The organism is Cellulosimicrobium funkei, from assembly GCF_001019615.1.
In the GTDB taxonomy this organism is placed as follows: Bacteria; Actinomycetota; Actinomycetes; order Actinomycetales; family Cellulomonadaceae; genus Cellulosimicrobium; species Cellulosimicrobium cellulans_E.
On sequence record NZ_JNBQ01000002.1, the window covers coordinates 162,486 to 181,501 of the forward strand.

Sequence of the window (19,016 nt, forward strand, 5' to 3'; positions counted from 1 at the left end):
CCTGGGCGTCTTCCTAGCGTGGCCCTCGACCGGGCCACCCGGGCCCGGCGAAGGGAATGGACGACATGACACGACCACTCCGCAGGAGGATCGCCGCGGTCACCGCCGCCGCGACGCTCCTGACGGGCGCGGCCGCGACGCACGCCGTCGCGGACACGCCCGCCCCCGAGGACCAGCGCGCGACGGTGCGCGCGGTCCCCAAGACGACCCCCGGCCTGGAGCGCGCGCTCCAGCGCGACCTGGGTCTCAGCGCGCGGGACGCACGGACGCGGCTCGCCTTCCAGTCCGACGCCGCGGGCACCGAGGCGGCGCTCGAGCGTCGTCTGGGCGCCGACTACGCCGGCGCCTGGGTCGACGACGGCGCGAACGTCCTCTACGTCGGCGTCACCGACGCCGCCGACGCCCGCGCGGTGCGGGCCGAGGGCGCCACCGCGGTGACCGTGGACCACACGCTCGCCGACCTCGAGACCTGGCGGGCGGCCCTCGACGGCGCGCTCGCCGACGACCCGGCAGCGCTGCCGGGCTGGTACGTCGACGTGACGCGCAACCGCGTCGTCGTCTCCGTGCGCGACGGCGGCGAGGCCGACGTCGCCGCGCAGGTCGCCGCGGCGGGCGTGCCCGCGGACGCGGTGGCGTACGAGGAGACGGCGGAGACACCGCGCCCGCTGATCGACGTCGTGGGCGGGAACGCCTACACGATCGGCAGCGGCAGCCGCTGCTCCGTCGGGTTCGCGGTCCAGGGCGGGTTCGTCACGGCCGGGCACTGCGGCTCGACCGGCGCGCGCACGTCGGGACCGGCCGGCACGTTCCGGGGGTCGAGCTTCCCCGGCAACGACTACGCCTGGGTCCAGGTCGACGCGGGCAACACGCCGGTGGGCGCGGTGAACAACTACGCGGGCGGCCGCGTGGCCGTGGCCGGGGCGACGCAGGCGCCGGTCGGCGCGTCGGTCTGCCGGTCGGGCTCCACGACGGGCTGGCACTGCGGGACGGTGCAGGCGTACAACGCCTCGGTCACCTACCCGCAGGGCACCGTGAGCGGGCTCATCCGCACGAACGTGTGCGCCGAGCCGGGCGACTCCGGCGGCTCGCTCGTCGCGGGCAACCAGGCGCAGGGCGTGACGTCGGGCGGGTCGGGCAACTGCTCCTCCGGCGGCACGACCTACTTCCAGCCCGTGGGCGAGATCCTGTCCGCGTACGGGCTCACGCTCGTCACGAGCGACGGCGGGGGCGGCAACCCCGAGCCGCCGACGGGCTGCACCGGCTATGCCCGGACGTACTCCGGGACGCTCTCTGCCGGGGCGACGGCCGTCCAGCCGAACGGGTCCTACTACACGGCCGCGACCGCGGGCTCCCACCGCGGCTGCGTGACCGGCCCGGCCGGCACCGACTACGACCTGTACCTCCAGAAGTGGAACGGGTCGTCGTGGGTCTCGGTCGCGCAGTCCACGTCGCCGGGGGCGAACGAGTCGTTGACCTACAGCGGCGCGGCGGGCTACTACCGGTTCGTCGTGCACGCGTACGCGGGCTCCGGTGCCTACTCGCTGGGGGCCACGACCCCCTGACGCGTCCTGACCGTCCGATCGCCGAGCACGAGGTTGCCGTTCTTCCCGTCCTCTGTCCGGGAGCAGCCTCGTGCTCGGCGGCGTGCAGGGACGTGGTCGCGGCTCGCCGCGCGCGGGGGTCGTCAGGCCAGCAGCGCCGGGCCGTACTTGAGCACCACGAGGATCGCGAGCCCCACGAGCCACGCGGCCACCAGGTACCCGTAGGCCCCCGAGCGGACGAAGCCGAGCATCCGTGCCTGCGCGGCCCGCGGCAGGTACAGGTTGTCCTCCAGGACGTTCCAGTGCAGGAGCGACGCGAAGACGAGCGTGGTCGAGACCGTGATGAGCAGGCACCACGGGCACAGCGCGCCGATGACGAACATCGACTGGTAGAAGAGCCAGTAGGCGAACACCACCCCGAGGAAGTACACGCACTGGGCGGCGAAGAGGAACCAGCGGGGGAACCGCGTCCCGCCCAGCGCCGCGACCGCCGTCGTGATGACGATCGGCTCCGCGATCAGCCCGAGGAACGCGTTGGGGAAGCCGAACACCTGTGCCTGCCACGACTGCGCGACCGTCCCGCACGACAGCACGGTGTTGACGTCGCACGAGAGCGTGGCGGTGGGGTTGGCGGCGAGGAGCACGGCGTCGTACGAGAGCACGAACGCCGCGGTGAGGCTGAGCAGGCCGAACAGCAGCATCTCGCCGAACAGCGCGCCGCGGGAGTGGGTCCAGCCGGTCGGCCTCACGAACGGGTCGAACCCCGCGTCCTGCACCCGCTCCGTGCCCGACGGCGCCCGGTCGCCCGGTCGCGCGTCGTCCGTCAGGGCGGTGGTCGTTCCGGTCACGGGCGGTCCTCGGGTCCGCGGGGCCCCGCCGGGTCGGGGGACGCCCCGGCGGGCGGGCAGAAGGTGGCGCCGGCCGGCAGGGTGGGCGCGCTGCCGGCTCGGCGCCGCACCCAGGGTACGAAGCACGCACCCGCCGCCGACAGGGACCATGGTCCCGGATCCTGGCCCCGCGCTCAGGCCGCTGCCGAGCGATGCGCTCCCGCTCGAGCGCTGCGTCCGCGGACGCATCCGTCGCGCACGGACGCAGCGCTCGCCGTCGCTTCGGGTGCCGACCCCCGGTGGGTCGTCCCGGCGGTGCGGGCGTCCCCGCCTAAGATCTGGGGGCGCCCCGCGCTCCCCGCGGCGCCGACCGGCCCGAGCCCCCCGAGAGGACCTGCGTGCAGCACGACGACGTCGACACCCTGCGACGGTCGAGCGCGGCGTGGCGGCTCCTGCGCGCGGACACGGCGCCGCTCGTGCTGTCGTTCCTCGGCTCGCTGTTCGTCGAGGACAACGTGCGCGCGATCCCCGAGAGCGAGCTCGTCGCGCGGCTCGACGACCACCTGTGGGCGGTCGACGGCCGGTCCGCCCGGGCGTCCGGCTCGGAACCCCGCTACCCGCGCGCCCCGCAGGCATACGTCGACCACTGGGCCCACCCGGACCAGGGGTGGCTGCGCGCCTGGTACCCGCCGGGCTCCGGCGAGCCGCACTACGACGCGACGCCCGCCGTCGAGCAGGCGGTGCGCTGGGTCGCGTCGCTGCGCGGGCGCGGGTTCGTGGGTACGGAGTCACGGCTCAACACCGTCTTCGAGCTCCTGCGCCAGCTCGCCGTCGGGACGCAGACCGACCCTGCCGAGCGCCTGCGCGAGCTCGAGGAGCGACGCGCCGCGATCGACGAGGAGATCGCGCAGGTGCGCGCCGGACGCGTGGCCGTGCTCGACGCCGCGGCGCAGCGCGACCGCTACCAGCAGCTCACGCAGACCGCGGCCGACCTGCTCTCCGACTTCCGCGAGGTCGAGGCGAACTTCCGCTCGCTCGACCGCGAGCTGCGCGAGCGCATCACCGGCTGGGACGGCGCCAAGGGCGAGCTGCTGGAGGAGGTCGTGCGGTCGCGCACGGCCATCGCCGAGTCCGACCAGGGCCGGTCGTTCCACGCCTTCTACGACTTCCTGCTCGACCGCCGCCGCCAGGAGGAGTTCGCCGCGCTCGTCGAGCGCGTGCAGTCCCTCGACGCGATCGCGCCCGACGTCGTCCGGCCGGCCCCGGGGGCCCCCGGCCCGGTCCCGGACGCCGCCGCGACGGACGCGGCGGCACGGGAGCAGGAGCACCGCCGGCTGCGGCGCGTCCACTACGACTGGCTCGACGCCGGCGAGCGCACGCAGGCGACCGTGCGGACGCTCTCGGAGCAGCTCCGCCGCTTCCTCGACGACCAGGTGTGGCTGGAGAACCGCCGCGTCATGGACATCCTGCGCGGCGTCGAGGCGAAGGCGCTCGCCGCGCGCGACGTCCGCCGCGGACCGGGCGGCCCGCCCGGCATGGCGATCGATGCCGTCGCTCCGGACGTCGTGCTGCCGACGGAGCGGCCGCTGTTCACGCCGCGACCCACGGCCCGGCTCGACTCCGACCACGTCGAGGCCGGCGACGACGACTTCGAGGTCGACGCCCTCTACGACCAGGTGCACGTGGACCCCGAGCGGCTCGCGCGCACGGTCCGGGCGACGCTCACCGCCCCGGGCGGACCGGGGGAGGTCGCGCTCGCCGACCTGCTCGAGGCGGCGCCGCTCGAGCACGGCCTGGCCGAGCTCGTGACGTACCTGTCGCTCGAGGACCCGCGCTTCGTCGTCGTGCACGACGACGAGCGCACCGACGAGGTGCGCTGGGAGGGCGAGGCCCCGAGCGGGCCGGTCGCCGACGACGGTGCGCCGGACCCGGTGGTGCGCGTCGCGCGCCTGCCCCGCGTCACCTACGCGCGGCGCACAGGGGCGGCCGGCGGGGTCCCGCCGGCGCCGCGCGACCCTGTCCCGCACCGCCCGCCCGCGACCCCACGCGACGAGCACCTTCACGACACCGCCGACCCCGCCCCGGAGGAGACCCCGTGAGCACCACCCGCACCGCGCGCGACCCGGAGCTGTCCGTCGTCGTGACGTCGCTGCTCAAGGGCGTCGTCTACCGCGAGTCCGGCGAGGCGCTGTGGCGCGACCTGCTCGCGCGCGAGGCCCAGGTGCGCGACACCGTCGCGATGATGGGCCTGCAGGTCGTCGTCGACGAGGGCGACGGCTACGCCTACCTGCGTTCGCAGCCCGAGCACGAGCGCGACGAGCGCGTGCCCCGCCTGATCCCGCGCCGCGAGCTGCCGTTCGACGTGAGCCTGCTGCTCGCGCTGCTGCGCAAGCGGCTCGCGCAGGCGGACTCCGAGGGCGGCGAGACGCGCCTCGTGCTCGCGCGCACGGAGATCGTCGACCTGCTGCGGGTCTTCCTCGCGCAGGACGCCGGCGCCGCCGCCAACGAGGCGCGGCTCGTCGACCGGGTCGACGGTCTGGTGCGGCGCGTCGTGGAGCTGGGCTTCCTGCGTCCCGCGGGCCGTCCCGACCCGGACGGTGCGCCCGACGGCGGGGCCGCCCCGGTCGAGGACGGCGACCCGGCCGCGGGGGACGCGCGGCGGTACGAGGTGCGCCGCATCCTCAAGGCGTTCGTGGACGCCCAGTGGCTCGCGGACTTCGACGCACGCCTCGCGCAGTACCTGGAGCTCGCCGCCGACGGCGGGGCGCGCGGGACGGCGTCGGGCACGGCGGGCACCGGCACGAGCACGGGGGCGAGTGCAGCGACGAGCGCAGGCACGACGACGAGGACGGTGGCGTGATGGAGGGCCTGTTCAGCGCGGTCGAGCTGCACGACCCGGCGGCGGACCTCGACGCCCGGGCGGGCTTCCGCCTCGAGCGGCTCGAGGTGCTCAACTGGGGCACGTTCGACCAGCGCGTGTGGGCGTTCGACCTCGACGGCCGCAACGCGCTCCTCACGGGCGACATCGGGTCGGGCAAGTCGACGATCGTCGACGCCGTCACGACGCTGCTCGTGCCGTCGCACCGCATCTCCTACAACAAGGCGGCGGGCGCGGGCGCGCGCGAGCGGTCCCTGCGCTCGTACGTCGCGGGGCACTACAAGTCCGAGCGCGACGAGGCCACGGGCACGACGCGCCACGTCGGCCTGCGCGAGCGCGGCACGTACTCGGTGGTGCTGGGCCGGTTCTCCAACCGGGGGTTCGACCAGGAGGTCACGCTCGCCCAGGTGTTCTGGCTCGCCCCGGGGCAGTCGGGCCAGCCGGACCGGTTCTTCGTCACGGCCGACCGGTCGCTGACGATCACCGAGGACTTCGCCGGGTTCGGCGGCGACGTGGCGGCGCTGCGGCGCCGGCTGCGCGAGTCCGGAGCCCAGGTGCGCGACCACTTCCCCGAGTACGGGCGCGACTTCCGCCGCCTGCTGGGCATCCCGTCGGAGCAGGCGATGGACCTGTTCCACCAGACCGTGTCCATGAAGTCGGTCGGCGACCTCGGCGAGTTCGTGCGCGAGCACATGCTCGAGCCGTTCGACGCGGACCGCTGGACCGACCGGCTCGTCGCGCACTTCGACGACCTCACGAGCGCGCACGACGCCGTCGTGCGCGCCACCGCGCAGATCGAGCGCCTCGCGCCGCTGCTCACGGACTGCGACGCGCACGACGCGCTGGGGGAGCGGTCCGCGGCGCTCGTGGCCCGGCGCGACGCGCTGCGCGCGTTCACGGCGTCGCGCCGCGTGGCCGACCTCGACGGGCTGATCGGCGCGCTCGACGAGCGCGTGGCGGACGGCGAGTCCCGCCGGCAGCGCGTCGGCGACGAGCTGGGACTCCTCGCGGCCGAGCGCCAGCGGCTCGAGCTCGATCGCGCGGGGCACGGCGGTGACCGGCTCGCCGCGATCGAGGGCGAGGTCGCCCGCCGCGAGGTCGAGCGCGCCGCGCGGGAGCGACGCGTCACCCAGCTCGCGGGCTACGCCGCCGCGGCGGGCCTCACGCTCGGCGGCGCCGACGGCGCCGAACCCGGGGTTACCGCCCCCCGGGGTGCCGAACCCGGCGACGTCCCCGGGTTCGGCGGCCGCGGTGACGACGACCCCGGGTTCGGCGGCGGGGCGGCGGCCGTGGCCGCCGCGCTCGTCGACGCCGAGGCGTTCGCCGCGCTGCGGCGCCGGGCCGACGACGCCGCGGTGCGCGTGCGCGACGACCTCGCCCGGGCGGAGGAGCGGGTGAGCGAGGTCGCCGCGGAGCTGCGCGCCGTCGAGCAGGAGACCGCCGACGTCAAGGCCGAGCTCGCGAGCCTCGCCGACCGCCGCTCCAACCTGCCGCGCACCCACCTGGAGGTCCGTGACCGGCTGTGCGCCGCCGTCGGGCTCGCGCCGGGCGACGTGCCGTTCGTCGGCGAGCTGCTCGCGGTGCGCCCGGAGCACGCCGACTGGGAGGGCGCGGCCGAGCGCGTGCTGCGCGGCTTCGCGCTCTCGCTCCTCGTGCCGGCGGCGCACTACGAGGCCGTCGCCGCGTGGGTCGACCGCGAGCACCTGGGCCTGCGGCTCGTGTACCACCGGGTGCCCGAGCGCGTGCCGGCCGCCCGGCCCGCGCCGCGCGACGACGTCCCGCTGCTCGCCGACCTGCTCGACGTGCGCCGCCTCGACGACGCGCCGTCGCTCACGGCGTGGGTCGAGACTGAGCTGGAGCGGCGCGCGGACCACGCGTGCGCGCCCGACCTCGACGCGTTCCGCCGGCTGCCCCGCGCGATCACGCGCGCGGGCCAGGTGAAGCACTCGCCCGACCACCACGAGAAGAACGACACGCGTGCGGTCGACGACCGTCGCGGCTACGTGCTCGGGTGGTCGACGCAGGCCAAGATCGACGCGCTGCTGGAGCAGGCGGCCGAGGTGACCGCGCGGCGCGACACGCTCGCGCGGCGCCGCGACGAGGCCGCCGCCGTGCGCGGCGAGCTCCAGGCGCGCTCGGCCGCGCTCGGGCGGCTCGACGTCTACCGCGACTGGGACGAGCTCGACCGCGGCGCCGAGACGGCGCGGATCGCGGAGCTCGCGGAGGAGAAGCGGCGCCTCGAGCAGGCGAGCGACGAGCTCGGCCGGATCGCGGGCCTGCTCGACGACAACGCGCGCCGCCACGGCGAGCTGGAGGCCGAGCGCGACCGCGTCGTCGCGACGCTCGGCGCCGACCGGCACGCGCTCGACGAGGCGCGCACCGCGCGCGAGCGGGCACGGGCGGTGCTCGACGGCGCGGGCGAGACGCTCGACGAGGAGACGACGGCGGCGCTCGCGGCGGAGTTCGACCGCGAGCTCGCGGCGGTCGGGCCCGCCGACGGGGACGGCGCGACCGGCCCGACGCGGGCCGCCGACCTGGACGCCGTCGAGAACGCGGTGCGCTCGCGGCTCACGGCCGAGGCGGAGCAGGCGCAGCGTGAGCGCGCCGACCTCGGGACCCGGGTCGCGGGGCAGATGGCGTCCTTCCGCTCGGCGTACCCGGTGGAGACGGCGGAGCTCGACGCGGACGTGCGGTCGGCCGACGGCTATCGCGAGATCCACGACCGGCTCGTCCGCGACGACCTGCCGCGCTTCGAGGCCGACTTCAAGGCGTACCTCAACACCAACGCGATCCGCGACATCGCGGGCTTCGCGGCCGAGCTCGCCAAGCAGGCTGACGTCATCCGCGACCGGATCGACACGATCAACGACTCGCTCCGCGCGATCGACTACAACCCGGGCCGGTACATCCGGCTCGAGATGTCGCGGACGCCGAACCTCGAGGTGCGCGAGTTCCAGCAGGACCTGCGCGCGTGCACCGACGGCGACGGGATCCTCGCGGAGGACGACCGCGCGCTCGCCGAGGGCGACGGGTCGCTCGCCGACGGCGCGCTGTCGTACTCGGAGGACCGGTTCCTGCGGGTCAAGGCGCTCGTCGAGCGGTTCCGCGGGCGCGAGGGCATGACGGACCTCGACGAGGCGTGGCGCCGCCGCGTGACCGACGTGCGCAACTGGTTCGTGCTCTCCGCGTCCGAGCGGTCCCGCGCCGACGACTCCGAGCACGAGCACTACTCCGACTCCGGCGGCAAGTCCGGCGGCCAGAAGGAGAAGCTCGCGTACACCGTGCTCGCGGCGTCGCTCGCCTACCAGTTCAAGCTCGACTGGGGCGCGGTGCGGTCGACGGCGTTCCGGTTCGTCGTCATCGACGAGGCGTTCGGGCGGGGGTCGGACGAGTCGACGCGCTTCGCGCTCGAGCTGTTCCGCCGTCTGGGGCTCCAGCTGCTCATCGTCACGCCGCTGCAGAAGATCCACGTCATCGAGCCGTACATCTCGGCCGTCGGGTTCGTGGACAACCCGTCGGGCCGGTCGTCACGCCTGCGGACCCTGTCGATCGCCGCGTACCGCGACGGTCGCACGGTCGGCGAGGCGCCGCCGTCGGACGCCGGACTCGAGACCGCGGCGGAGCCCGAGCCCGCCGCGAGGTAGAGCCCCGGTCGCCCGAGGTAGAGCCCCGGTCGCGCGAGGGAGAACGCTGGTCCCGGCGAGGTTCCCTGAGCGGACGCCGTGCGCGACGACGACCGTCAGTCGAGCGGGCGCGGTCGCCGTGCCCCGGCGAGGGTCGAGGCGAGGATCGACTCGATCGCGAACGCGGTCGACTCGGCGAGGTCCACGGCGTCGGGGTCGAGGAGCCACTGGATCTGGAGCCCGTCCATCGCGCCGATGATCGTGGACGCGGCGAGGTCGAGCGCGGCGTCGGTGAGCTCGTAGTCGGTCTCGGTGTCGCCCGCGGCGTGGCGCTCCTCGATCACCTCGCGCAGCGCGCCCGCGATGTCGGCGCGCAGCCCGGTGAAGCGCTCGGTGACCCAGGCGCTGGCCGGGTGGCCGTCGGTGACGGCCTCGCCCGTGAGCACGGTGTAGGCCTGGACGATCCCGGGCCGCTCGGCGTTGATCGCGGCGGTCTTGACGAGGTGCCGGAAGAGGTCGAGCCCGCCCGGGATGTGCTGCCCCTCGAGGTGCTCGACGTCGACGCGGTCCCGGAACTCCAGCACCTCGGTGAGCAGGCGGTCCTTGGAGCCGAAGTGGTGCAGCACCCCGGCGTGGGTGATGCCCACCTGCTCGGCGACCTCGGCGAGCGAGCCCTGGTGGTAGCCCTTGGACCCGAACACGCGCATCGCCGCGCGCAGGATCTCCTCGCGACGCTCGAGCGTCGCCGGTCGCGTGCGGCGGGGGCGGGGCGTCCGTGCGGGGGCGGCGTCGGTGGCGCTCCGCGCGGGGGTGGCGTCGGTCATGACGGTAACCATACTGTGACCCAGGATCTCTTACTGACGAGTAAGTAATGTGTGGTTGAATCGCCTCCGGAATGGCGTCGAGGGCGACGGAGCGCCCGGCGTCGCCGCAGATCACGGACTCGCCGAGGAGCCCCGCGTGACCACTCGCACCGCCGCCCGCCGTACCGTCCGCGCCGCGGTGCGTCGCGCGGCCGTCGTCGCCTCCCTCACCGTCCCCGTCGCGCTCGTCGCCTCGGCCTGCGGCCTCGTGGGGCCGGCCGAGCAGCCCGCGGACGAGGCGGCCCCCTCCGTGCTGACGATCGGGATGCCCAACTCGGTGGACGAGGAGGACAACAACCCCTTCGACAGCGGGTCCGCCGCGCAGAAGCTCGGGTACGCGCACGTCCTCTACGAGCCGCTCGCGCAGGTCAACCTCGTCGACCCCGCCCAGGACCCGACCCCGTGGCTGGCGAGCGCCTGGTCCTGGGACGCGGGTTACACGGAGCTGCGGGTCACGGTGCGCGAGGGCGTGCTCTGGTCCGACGGCGAGCCCCTCACGCCCGACGACGTCGCCTTCACGTTCACGCTCCGCAGGGACGACCCCGCGCTGAACCCCGACCTCCTCCCGTACGAGGACGTCCGCGTCGAGGGGCGGGACGTCGTCGTGACGTTCGGGAGCGGCCAGTACGTCAACCGCACGAAGGCGATCAACACGTTCGTCGTGCCCGAGCACGTGTGGGCCGACCGTCCCGCCCAGACGCTCCTGGAGGACCCGAACGTCGATCCCGTCGGCACGGGCCCGTACGTCCTGGAGGAGTTCGCGCCCGACGGCGTCACCCTCACGGCCCGGGACGACTACTGGGGCGGACCCCTCGCCGTCCCCGAGCTGCGGTACGTCGCGTACCCGGACAACGACTCGCTCACGGCGGCGTACGTGAGCGGCGACGTGCAGTGGGGCTGGGCGTACATCCCTGGCTACGAGAGGGTCTACCTCGCCGCCGACCCCGACCACCTCCACCAGTTCGCCCCGACCGGTCTGGCGATCGACGCGCTCTTCCTCAACACGCAGGTGCCGCCGTTCGACGACGTCGCCGTGCGGCGCGCGCTGAACGCCGTGCTCGACCGCGAGAGCATCTCGAACTCCGCCACCTCCGGCGTCTGGCCCCCGCTGCGCAGCGCGACCGGGCTGCCGCTGCCGGCCGGCGACCCGTTCGTCGCTCCCGAGCTCGCCGACCGGGCCCTCGCGGTCGACGTCCCCGGTGCCACCGCGATCCTCGAGGACGCGGGCTACGAGCTGGTGGACGGCGTCCTCCAGGACGAGGAGGGCACGCCCGTCACGTTCACGCTGACGAACCCCTCCGGGTGGACCGACTACATGTGGGAGCTCGAGGCGGTCAAGGAGGCGGCCGCGCGGCTCGGCATCGTCGCGACCGTGGAGGGGCAGGACGAGGCCGAGTGGTTCGACAAGATCGGCAAGGGCGACTTCCAAGCGTCGATGCACTGGACCGACGGCGGAGCGACGCCCTGGGACACGTACTCCAGCCAGATGAACGGTGCGCACCTGCGCCCTCTCGGCACCAGTGCCGACGCCAACTTCGGCCGGTTCCAGGACGCCGCGGCCGACGCCGCGTTCCAGACCTACGCGTCCTCGACCGACGAGGCGGAGCGCGCCGCGGCGCTGGCGACGATCCAGCACGTCTACGTGGACCAGGTCCCGGCGATCCCGCTCCTCGGCCGGCCGACGGCCGCCCAGTACTCGACCGTCGCCTACACCGGCTTCCCGTCGGACGCCGACCCGTACGCGTCGCCGCAGCCGACCAGCCCGGCCGCGTCGCTCATCCTCACGCGGCTCGTGCCCAGCGCGGGGGAGTAGCGCACGGAGGCTCTTCCCGCCGTCTTCCCCGAACGCACACACGCGTCCTCTACCGTGGAGGGATGCCTGCCGACCACGCCCCGACCCGGCCGCTGCCGACCAGCGGCGGGTCGGGAACGCGACCGCTCCCGGCGACGCCGCCGGTGCTGCCGCCCACGCCCTCCGGCGCTCCGTACCCGCCGGCCGCTCCGCCCCCTCCGGCGCCGTACCCGCCGGCCGGCACGTACCCGCCCGGGGCGTCCCACCCGCCGGCGCCGCAGCCGGCGCCCCGCCCCCTCCCGACCGTCGAGGCGGACGGCCCGAGCACCGCGTCGCGCGTCGTCGCCGCCGTCGTCGCGGCGCTCGCCGTCGCGTGCGCCTGGCTCGTGTGGCGGTTCTTCGTCGACACGTTCGCCGGGCAGATGCTCGAGCGCGCCGCGTTCGACGGCGCCGTCACCGGCCAGGGCGAGCTCTGGGCGGTGGCCAAGCCGGTACTGGACACGGTCTCGGTCGCGTTCGTCGTCGGCGGCCTCGGCGCCGCCATGGGGATCGCGCTCCTGCGTCGCCGCTGGGGCCTCGCCGTGCAGGTGGCGTTCCTCGTCGTCGGGGCGAACGTCACGACGCAGCTCGTCAAGCACTCGCTCCTCGGCCGCGAGGAGCTCATCGGCGGCTGGCACTGGGAGAACTCGCTGCCCAGCGGCCACACCACGGTCGCCGGGTCGGTCGCCGCAGCCCTGCTGCTCGTCGTGCCGCGCGCGGCCCGACCGCTCGTGGTCGTCCTCGGCGGTGCGTACACGGCCGCGACCGGGGTCTCGACGCTCGTCGGGCAGTGGCACCGGCCGAGCGACGTCGTCGCCGCGGTGCTCGTCGTCCTGGCGTGGGCCGCGCTCGTGTGCGCCTTCACGCCGCGGTCGGCGCTCGACCCGGGCGCCGGCGCCTCGCCCGGCTCGACGGTCATGGCCGTGCTGCTCCTCCTCGGGGCGGGTGCGGCCGGTGTGGCGGCGGCTCTCGCGCTGCGGGCGACGCCCGCGACGTGGGACACGACGGCCGCGCAGGAGGTCACCGCGTACGCCGGCGGGGTGGCGGGAGTGCTCGCGGTGACCGCCGCGGCGTTCGCCGTCCTGCTCCTCGTCCGCCAGTCCACAGCCCGCCCGGACGCCCGTCCGGTTCGGCGGTAGGGTGCGGCTGGCGCGATTGGCGTAACGTCGTAGGCTGCCACGGCGGACGACCGGAGGGTCGTCCTCGCGGCACCACGACGCACCGGGCGCGCCCCGGGTGGTGCCCGGCCGCCGTCGGGCGGGGAGCGCCCGCCACGGACACGTACGCACGGACGAAAGCAGGATCGGATGCCACGCAAGCTCGTGATCGTCGAGTCGCCCGCCAAGGCTCGCAAGATCCAGGGCTACCTCGGCGACGACTACGAGGTCGAGGCGAGCGTCGGGCACATCCGCGACCTGCCGCAGCCGTCCGAGCTGCCCGCGGACATGAAGAAGGGCCCGTACGGCAAGTTCGCCGTCGACGTCGACCACGGGTTCGACCCGTACTACGAGGTCTACGCGGACAAGAAGAAGAAGGTCGCCGAGCTCAAGCGCGCGCTCAAGGACGCCGACGAGCTCTACCTCGCGACCGACGAGGACCGCGAGGGCGAGGCCATCGCGTGGCACCTGCTCGAGGCGCTCAAGCCCAAGGTCCCCGTCAAGCGCATGGTGTTCCACGAGATCACGCGCGAGGCGATCCAGCGGGCCCTGCAGAACACGCGCGACCTCGACGAGCACCTCGTCGACGCGCAGGAGACCCGCCGCATCCTCGACCGCCTCTACGGCTACGAGGTCTCGCCGGTGCTGTGGCGCAAGATCGCCCAGGGGCTCTCGGCCGGTCGCGTGCAGTCGGTCGCGACGCGCCTCGTGGTCGAGCGCGAGCGCGAGCGCATGGCGTTCGTCCCCGCCGAGTACTGGGACGTCACGGGCACCTTCGAGCACGCGGACGCGTCCGCCGCCGACGCCGGGAAGGCGTTCGGCGCCCGGCTCGTGCAGGTCGGCGACGCGCGCGTCGCGTCGGGCCGCGACTTCGACGACCGGGGGCAGCTCAAGGCCGCGGCGGTGCGCGACGGCGTCGCGCACCTCGACGAGGCGACGGCCCGCGCCGTCGTGGCCGGCCTCACGGACGCCGTGTTCGCGGTGCGCTCGCTCGACACCAAGCCGTACACGCGCCGCCCCGCGGCCCCGTTCACGACGTCGACCCTCCAGCAGGAGGCGAGCCGCAAGCTGCGCATGTCGTCGCGCCAGGCGATGCGCACGGCGCAGTCGCTGTACGAGAACGGCTACATCACCTACATGCGTACGGACTCGCCGTCGCTGTCGGCGGAGGCCACCACGGCCGCCCGCCGCCAGGCGGCCGAGCTCTACGGCCCCGAGTTCGTCCCGGAGAAGCCGCGGGTCTACGCCGCGAAGAACCAGGGCGCGCAGGAGGCGCACGAGGCGATCCGTCCCGCGGGCGACTCGTTCCGCACGCCCGCGCAGGTCAAGCGCGAGCTGAGCGACGACCAGTTCAAGCTCTACGAGCTCGTGTGGAAGCGCACCGTCGCGTCGCAGATGGCCGACGCCAAGGGGTCGACCGCCTCGGTCCGCCTCGGTGCGACCCTCTCGTCCGCCGCGGCCGACGTCGCGGGCCGCGACGCCGTCTTCGCCGCGTCCGGCACGGTCATCACGTTCCGCGGGTTCCTCGCCGCGTACGAGGAGAGCTCGGACGTCGACCGGTACGCCGAGGACGCGCCCGTGGTCGGGGCCAAGGGCGGTGACGAGGCGCGCCTGCCGCAGATGAGCGAGGGCGACGCCCTGCGCGCCGACGACCTCACCGCCGACGGGCACTCCACCTCCGCGCCGCCCCGGTACACCGAGGCCAGCCTCGTCAAGGCGCTCGAGGAGCTCGGGATCGGACGGCCGTCGACGTACGCGTCGACGATCTCGACGATCCAGGACCGCGGGTACGTGCTCTCGCGCGGGCAGGCGCTCGTGCCGAGCTGGCTCGCGTTCGCCGTCGTGCGGCTGCTCGAGGAGCACTTCGACCGCCTCGTCGACTACGACTTCACCGCGCGCATGGAGGCCGACCTCGACGAGATCGCCGCCGGACGCCGGGACCGTGTCGCGTGGCTCACCGAGTTCTACTTCGGCGACGCCGCGAAGGGCGAGGACGCCGAGGGCCTGCGCGACCTCGTCGCGAACCTCGGCGACATCGACGCGCGCGGCATCAACTCGGTGCCGATCGGGGAGGGCATCCAGCTCCGGGTCGGGCGGTACGGCCCGTACGTGGAGGATCTCTCCGTCCCCGTCAAGGAGGGCGAGAACCCGCCGCGCGCGTCCGTGCCCGACGACGTCGCCCCCGACGAGCTGACCGTCGCCAAGGCGCGCGAGCTCCTCGCGGCCGGCGCCGACGACGGCAAGGTGCTCGGCACCGACCCCGTGTCGGGCAACGAGATCGTCGCCAAGGCCGGCCGCTACGGGCCGTACGTCACCGAGGTGCTCGACCTCCCGCCGATCGACACGAGCCTGTCCGCCGCCGCGCAGAAGAAGGCCAAGGCCGCGCAGCCCAAGCCGCGCACGGCGTCGCTGCTCAAGACGCAGACGCTCGACGCGATCACGATCGACGACGCGCTGCGCCTGCTGTCGCTGCCGCGCGTCGTCGGGACCGACCCCGAGTCCGGCGAGGAGATCACCGCGCAGAACGGCCGCTACGGCCCCTACCTCAAGAAGGGCACCGACTCGCGGTCGCTGCCCGACGAGGAGTCGATGTTCACCGTCACCCTCGACGAGGCGATCGAGCTCTACAAGCAGCCCAAGCGCGGCCGCGGCCAGCGCGCCGCGACCCCGCCCCTGCGCGAGCTCGGCGACGACCCGAACAGCGGCAAGCCGATCGTCGTCAAGGACGGCCGCTTCGGCGCGTACGTCACCGACGGCGAGACCAACCGCACCCTCCCGCGCGACGTCACGCCCGAGTCGATCACGCCCGAGCGTGCGATCGAGCTGCTCGCCGAGAAGCGCGCCCAGGGCCCGGCCAAGAAGCGCACGACGGCGCGCAAGCCCGCCGCGAAGAAGACCGCCGCCAAGAAGTAGCAGCCTTCCCGCTGAACCTGATCGAGGGGACGGGCCGCCAGGTCGGCCTGCCCCGGGCCGGGCTCCCGCCGCGACGGCTGGGCTCCGGCCCGGGGGCGCGCGTCAGTGCGCGGCGTGCTTGACCGGCTCGGGGAGGCCGGCCTCGGCCCGGACGCGGCGGGAGAAGCCCTCGATGGAGCGGAGGGCGTCGACGAGCTCCGGGACGCGGACCGGGAACGGCATCGCGTGGATCGTCTCGCCCTCCGCGGTGGCGGCCTCCGCGACACGCTGGAGGTCCTGGACGTCGTCGGCGGTGAGTCCGATCTCGGTGAGCGTGTTCGGCAGCCCGACCCGCGTCGTGAAGCGCACGAACTCCTCGATCTCCTCGGTCGGTGCGCCCTCCAGCACGAGCTGTGTGACGGAGCCGATGTTCACCTTCTGGCCGTGCGTGAGCCCGTGCGTCTGGGGTGCGGCGGTGAGGCCGTTGTGGATGGCGTGCGCCGCCGCGAGGCCGCCGGACTCGAAGCCCAACCCGGACAGGAGGGTGTTCGCCTCGACGACCTTCTCGACGGCGGGCGTCACGAGGTGGTTCGCGACGGCGTCGATCGCGGGCAGCGCGTTCTCCCACAGGATGTCCCACGAGAGCTGCGCGAGCGCCGTGCCCGTGACGAGGGGAAGACCACCGGCCATGGTCGACGCGTTCGCCTCGGCGACGGCACGTGCCTCGATCCATGTCGCGAGCGCGTCGCCGACGCCGGCGACGAGGAACTTCGCGGGAGCGTTCGCGACGAGACCCGTGTCGACGAGCACGAGGTCCGGGTTGTGCGGGAAGAACCGGTACTCCTCGAACGCGCCGTCCTCGGTGTAGATGACGGACAGGGCGGAGCACGGGGCGTCGGTGGACGCGACCGTCGGCACGGAGACCCAGCGGATGCCGCGCAGGTGGCCCGCGGCCTTCACCGCGTCGATGGTCGAGCCGCCGCCGATGCCGACGATCACGTCGGCCTGGAGCTCGTCGATCTCGCGCGCGAGCCGGTCGACCTCCGCGGCGGTGGCGTACGTGCCGAACCCGGTGCGGTGGCGGGGGAGGTCCTGGTCCTGGAAGGACACGGCGACCGTGTCCTGGACGATGCCCCACACGACGTCGTCGGCGACGAGCAGCGGCTTCGTGCCGATCGGGCGGACGAACTCGCCGAGCCGCGTGAGCGCGCCGCGGGCCTGGACGTAGCGCAACGGGCTGATGAGCGTGCGGACGGGAACCTCGGACATCGTGGCCTCCTGTGGAGTCGGTGGGTCGCCGTCGGGCGCGCCGCAGCCGTGCGAGGCCGGTGCCCGCCGGCCATCCCCACCGTGTCACGCGACCCAGGCGACTACCACCGGGACGCCGGGTCGCGTGACCTTGGTCCCGGCCTGGTCAGCGAGCGGGCAGCGCGACGGGTCCACCGGGCGAGCCTTCGCGAAAACGTATGAGGGCTATTATAACAGTGCTATGACATTAATCGACCCGACGACCGTGCCCGGGCGCTGGGACGCCCTGCACGCGCTGCTGCGGCGCCTCGACGACGAGATCGGCACGGTCTACACCGACCGAGGCATCGAGGGCGTGAGGTCGCGGTTCGTCTACCCGCTGATCCGGCTCGCGCACACCGGCCCGCTGACCATCCGTGAGCTCGCGGAGTCCCTCGGGCGGACGCACTCGGCGATGAGCCAGACCGTCACGGCCATGCGGCGCGAGGGTCTGGTCGAGACCGAGCCCGGCCCGGACGCCCGGACGCGCCGGGTCGCGCTCACCGAGAAGGCTCGCGCGCTCGTCCCGCTCCTGGAGGCGGAGTGGCGCGCGACCGAGGAGTCCGTCGCCGAGATCGACGACGAGCTGCCGCACGCGTTGAGCGCCGTCGTGGTCGAGCTCGAGCGCGTCCTCGCGCGCCGCTCGCTGCGGGACCGCCTCGTGGAGCGGCTCGACGCGGCGGGCTACCCGCTGCTCGCCGGGCCCACCGAGCCCGACCCCGACGCGGCCCCGCCTGAGGAGCGCTGAGGTGCGCGACCACGTCCTCGACGTCCGCCCCCTGCGCTCCAGCCGCGCGTACCGCGACCTGTGGGCCGGGTCCGCCGTCGGCGGGCTGGGGTTCCAGATCGCCAACGTCGCCGTGCTGCTCCAGGTCTGGGAGCTCACGCACAGCCCGTTGTGGACGGGCACGATCGGCCTCGCCACGGCCATCCCGCTCCTGACCCTCGGACTCGTGGGCGGTCACCTCGCCGACGTGCACGACCGGCGCACGATCATGCGGCTCGCCGCGGTGGGGCAGGTGCTGGCCGCCGTGGGGCTCGTCGCGCAGGCCCTCGCGGGCAACGGGTCGGTGTGGGTGCTCCTCGGCCTCGTGAGCCTCGGCGCCGCGTGCAACGCGCTGGGATCCCCGGCCCGGCGGACGGTGCCGCCCCGCCTGCTCCCTCCCGACCAGGTCGCCGCAGGCCTCGCGCTCCAGAACCTCGCGTTCCAGGTCGCGATGCTCGTCGGCCCCGCGCTGGCCGGTCTGGTGCTCGCACGCTGGGACCTCTCGGCGGCGTACGGGCTGCAGGCCGTGGCGGCGCTCGTCGCGCTGCTCGGGCTCGTGCGCCTCCCGCCGCTCCCGCCGGGCAGCCCGCCGGCGACGCCTCCGGCACCGTCCGACGCCGTGGCTGCCGTCGTCCCCGTCGGCGCTCCTGGCGACGACCGTGCGGTGGGGACGCAACCCCTGGTCGAGGCCCTGGCGACGGGCGCGCCGGCTGCCGCGCCCGCGCCGCGCCGTCGGGCCGCCGCGGGCGGGTGGTGGTGGATCGTGTGGCGCAAGCCGACGCTGCGCGGTTCGTTCGCGACCGACGTCGCGGCGACCGTGCTCGCGATGCCGATCTCGCTCTTCCCGCTCGTCAACGAGCTCCGGTTCGACGGCGACCCGCGCACGCTCGGCCTGTTCCTGTCCGCCGTCGCGGTGGGCGGCATCGGGGCCGGGCTGTTCTCGGGTGCGGTGACCCGGGCGCCGCGGGCGGGCGCGCTCCAGCTCGCCGCGGCCGCGACGTGGGGCGTCGCGCTCGCCGCGTTCGGCCTCGCGGGGCCGCTGTGGCTCGCGCTCGCGTGCCTCGCGGTGGCGGGAGCCGCCGACACGGTGAGCGTGGTGACCCGCGGCGCGCTCGTCCAGCTCGAGACGCCCGACGAGTTCCGCGGTCGCGTGTCGTCGGTCGAGCACGTCGTCGGAGTCGCGGGTCCGGAGGTCGGCAACTTCCGCGGCGGGGTGCTCGCGTCGCTCACGTCCGCCCCGGTCGCGCTGGCGGTGGGCGGCCTGGCGGCGAGCGCCGTCGTCGGGCTCGTCGCGTGGCGCAACGCTCCTCTCCGCCGCTACCGCACCTCGTCCCCCACCCGGTGAGTTCAT

General features: G+C 74.8%; 12 protein-coding genes. 9 read left to right on the forward strand and 3 right to left on the reverse strand.

The window, feature by feature from the left end; all coding sequences use genetic code 11:
* The first annotated feature begins 65 nt into the window (after window positions 1–65).
* Complete coding sequence (locus FB00_RS03235; RefSeq protein WP_047231619.1) at window positions 66–1,562, forward strand: S1 family peptidase; 1,497 nt, start codon at window positions 66–68, stop codon at window positions 1,560–1,562.
* Between the two features lie 122 nt (window positions 1,563–1,684).
* Here FB00_RS03235 and FB00_RS03240 read toward each other — a convergent pair whose 3' ends face one another.
* The gene (locus FB00_RS03240) at window positions 1,685–2,389 is read right to left on the reverse strand and encodes a vitamin K epoxide reductase family protein (protein ID WP_231581685.1); all 705 of its coding nucleotides are present in this window, start codon (window positions 2,387–2,389) and stop codon (window positions 1,685–1,687) included.
* Window positions 2,390–2,766: 377 nt separating this feature from the next.
* Here FB00_RS03240 and FB00_RS03245 point away from each other — a divergent pair, with 377 nt between their 5' ends.
* Genes FB00_RS03245 through FB00_RS03255 form a run of 3 tightly spaced genes read left to right on the forward strand, consistent with a single transcriptional unit; the run spans window position 2,767 to window position 8,890 of the window.
* Entirely contained in the window at window positions 2,767–4,467 is a 1,701-nt protein-coding gene (locus FB00_RS03245; RefSeq protein WP_082140931.1) for a DUF3375 domain-containing protein, read from the forward strand.
* Window positions 4,464–5,228 (forward strand): DUF4194 domain-containing protein, encoded by a 765-nt coding sequence (locus tag FB00_RS03250; protein WP_064316318.1) that lies wholly within the window; start codon window positions 4,464–4,466, stop codon window positions 5,226–5,228. The genes FB00_RS03245 and FB00_RS03250 overlap by 4 nt, the downstream gene beginning before the upstream one ends.
* A complete protein-coding gene (locus FB00_RS03255) occupies window positions 5,228–8,890 on the forward strand; it encodes an ATP-binding protein (protein ID WP_047231415.1) in 3,663 nt (1,220 codons plus the stop codon). The genes FB00_RS03250 and FB00_RS03255 overlap by 1 nt, the downstream gene beginning before the upstream one ends.
* Window positions 8,891–8,985: 95 nt before the next feature.
* Here FB00_RS03255 and FB00_RS03260 read toward each other — a convergent pair whose 3' ends face one another.
* Window positions 8,986–9,693: a TetR/AcrR family transcriptional regulator gene (locus FB00_RS03260; protein ID WP_231581686.1), complete on the reverse strand. Its 708-nt coding sequence runs from the start codon at window positions 9,691–9,693 to the stop codon at window positions 8,986–8,988.
* Window positions 9,694–9,829: 136 nt separating this feature from the next.
* Here FB00_RS03260 and FB00_RS03265 point away from each other — a divergent pair, with 136 nt between their 5' ends.
* The 3 genes from FB00_RS03265 to topA all read left to right on the forward strand — a co-directional run bounded on the left by FB00_RS03265 (window position 9,830) and on the right by topA (window position 15,633).
* On the forward strand, window positions 9,830–11,545 hold the full coding sequence (locus FB00_RS03265) for an ABC transporter substrate-binding protein (RefSeq protein WP_047231416.1): 1,716 nt from the start codon (window positions 9,830–9,832) through the stop codon (window positions 11,543–11,545).
* 62 nt (window positions 11,546–11,607) lie between these two features.
* Window positions 11,608–12,702, forward strand: a complete 1,095-nt coding sequence (locus FB00_RS03275; protein WP_082140933.1) for a phosphatase PAP2 family protein — start codon at window positions 11,608–11,610, stop codon at window positions 12,700–12,702.
* Between the two features lie 168 nt (window positions 12,703–12,870).
* On the forward strand, window positions 12,871–15,633 hold the full coding sequence (topA, locus tag FB00_RS03280) for a type I DNA topoisomerase (protein WP_047231417.1): 2,763 nt from the start codon (window positions 12,871–12,873) through the stop codon (window positions 15,631–15,633).
* A gap of 102 nt (window positions 15,634–15,735) precedes the next feature.
* On the opposite strand, the gene FB00_RS03285 is transcribed toward topA, so the two are convergent.
* Window positions 15,736–16,881, reverse strand: a complete 1,146-nt coding sequence (locus FB00_RS03285) for a glycerol dehydrogenase (RefSeq protein WP_047231418.1) — start codon at window positions 16,879–16,881, stop codon at window positions 15,736–15,738.
* A gap of 220 nt (window positions 16,882–17,101) precedes the next feature.
* Here FB00_RS03285 and FB00_RS03290 point away from each other — a divergent pair, with 220 nt between their 5' ends.
* Window positions 17,102–17,647, forward strand: a complete 546-nt coding sequence (locus tag FB00_RS03290; protein ID WP_047231419.1) for a MarR family winged helix-turn-helix transcriptional regulator — start codon at window positions 17,102–17,104, stop codon at window positions 17,645–17,647.
* 1 nt (window position 17,648) lies between these two features.
* Complete coding sequence (locus tag FB00_RS03295; protein WP_052877403.1) at window positions 17,649–19,010, forward strand: MFS transporter; 1,362 nt, start codon at window positions 17,649–17,651, stop codon at window positions 19,008–19,010.
* Window positions 19,011–19,016 lie beyond the last annotated feature (6 nt).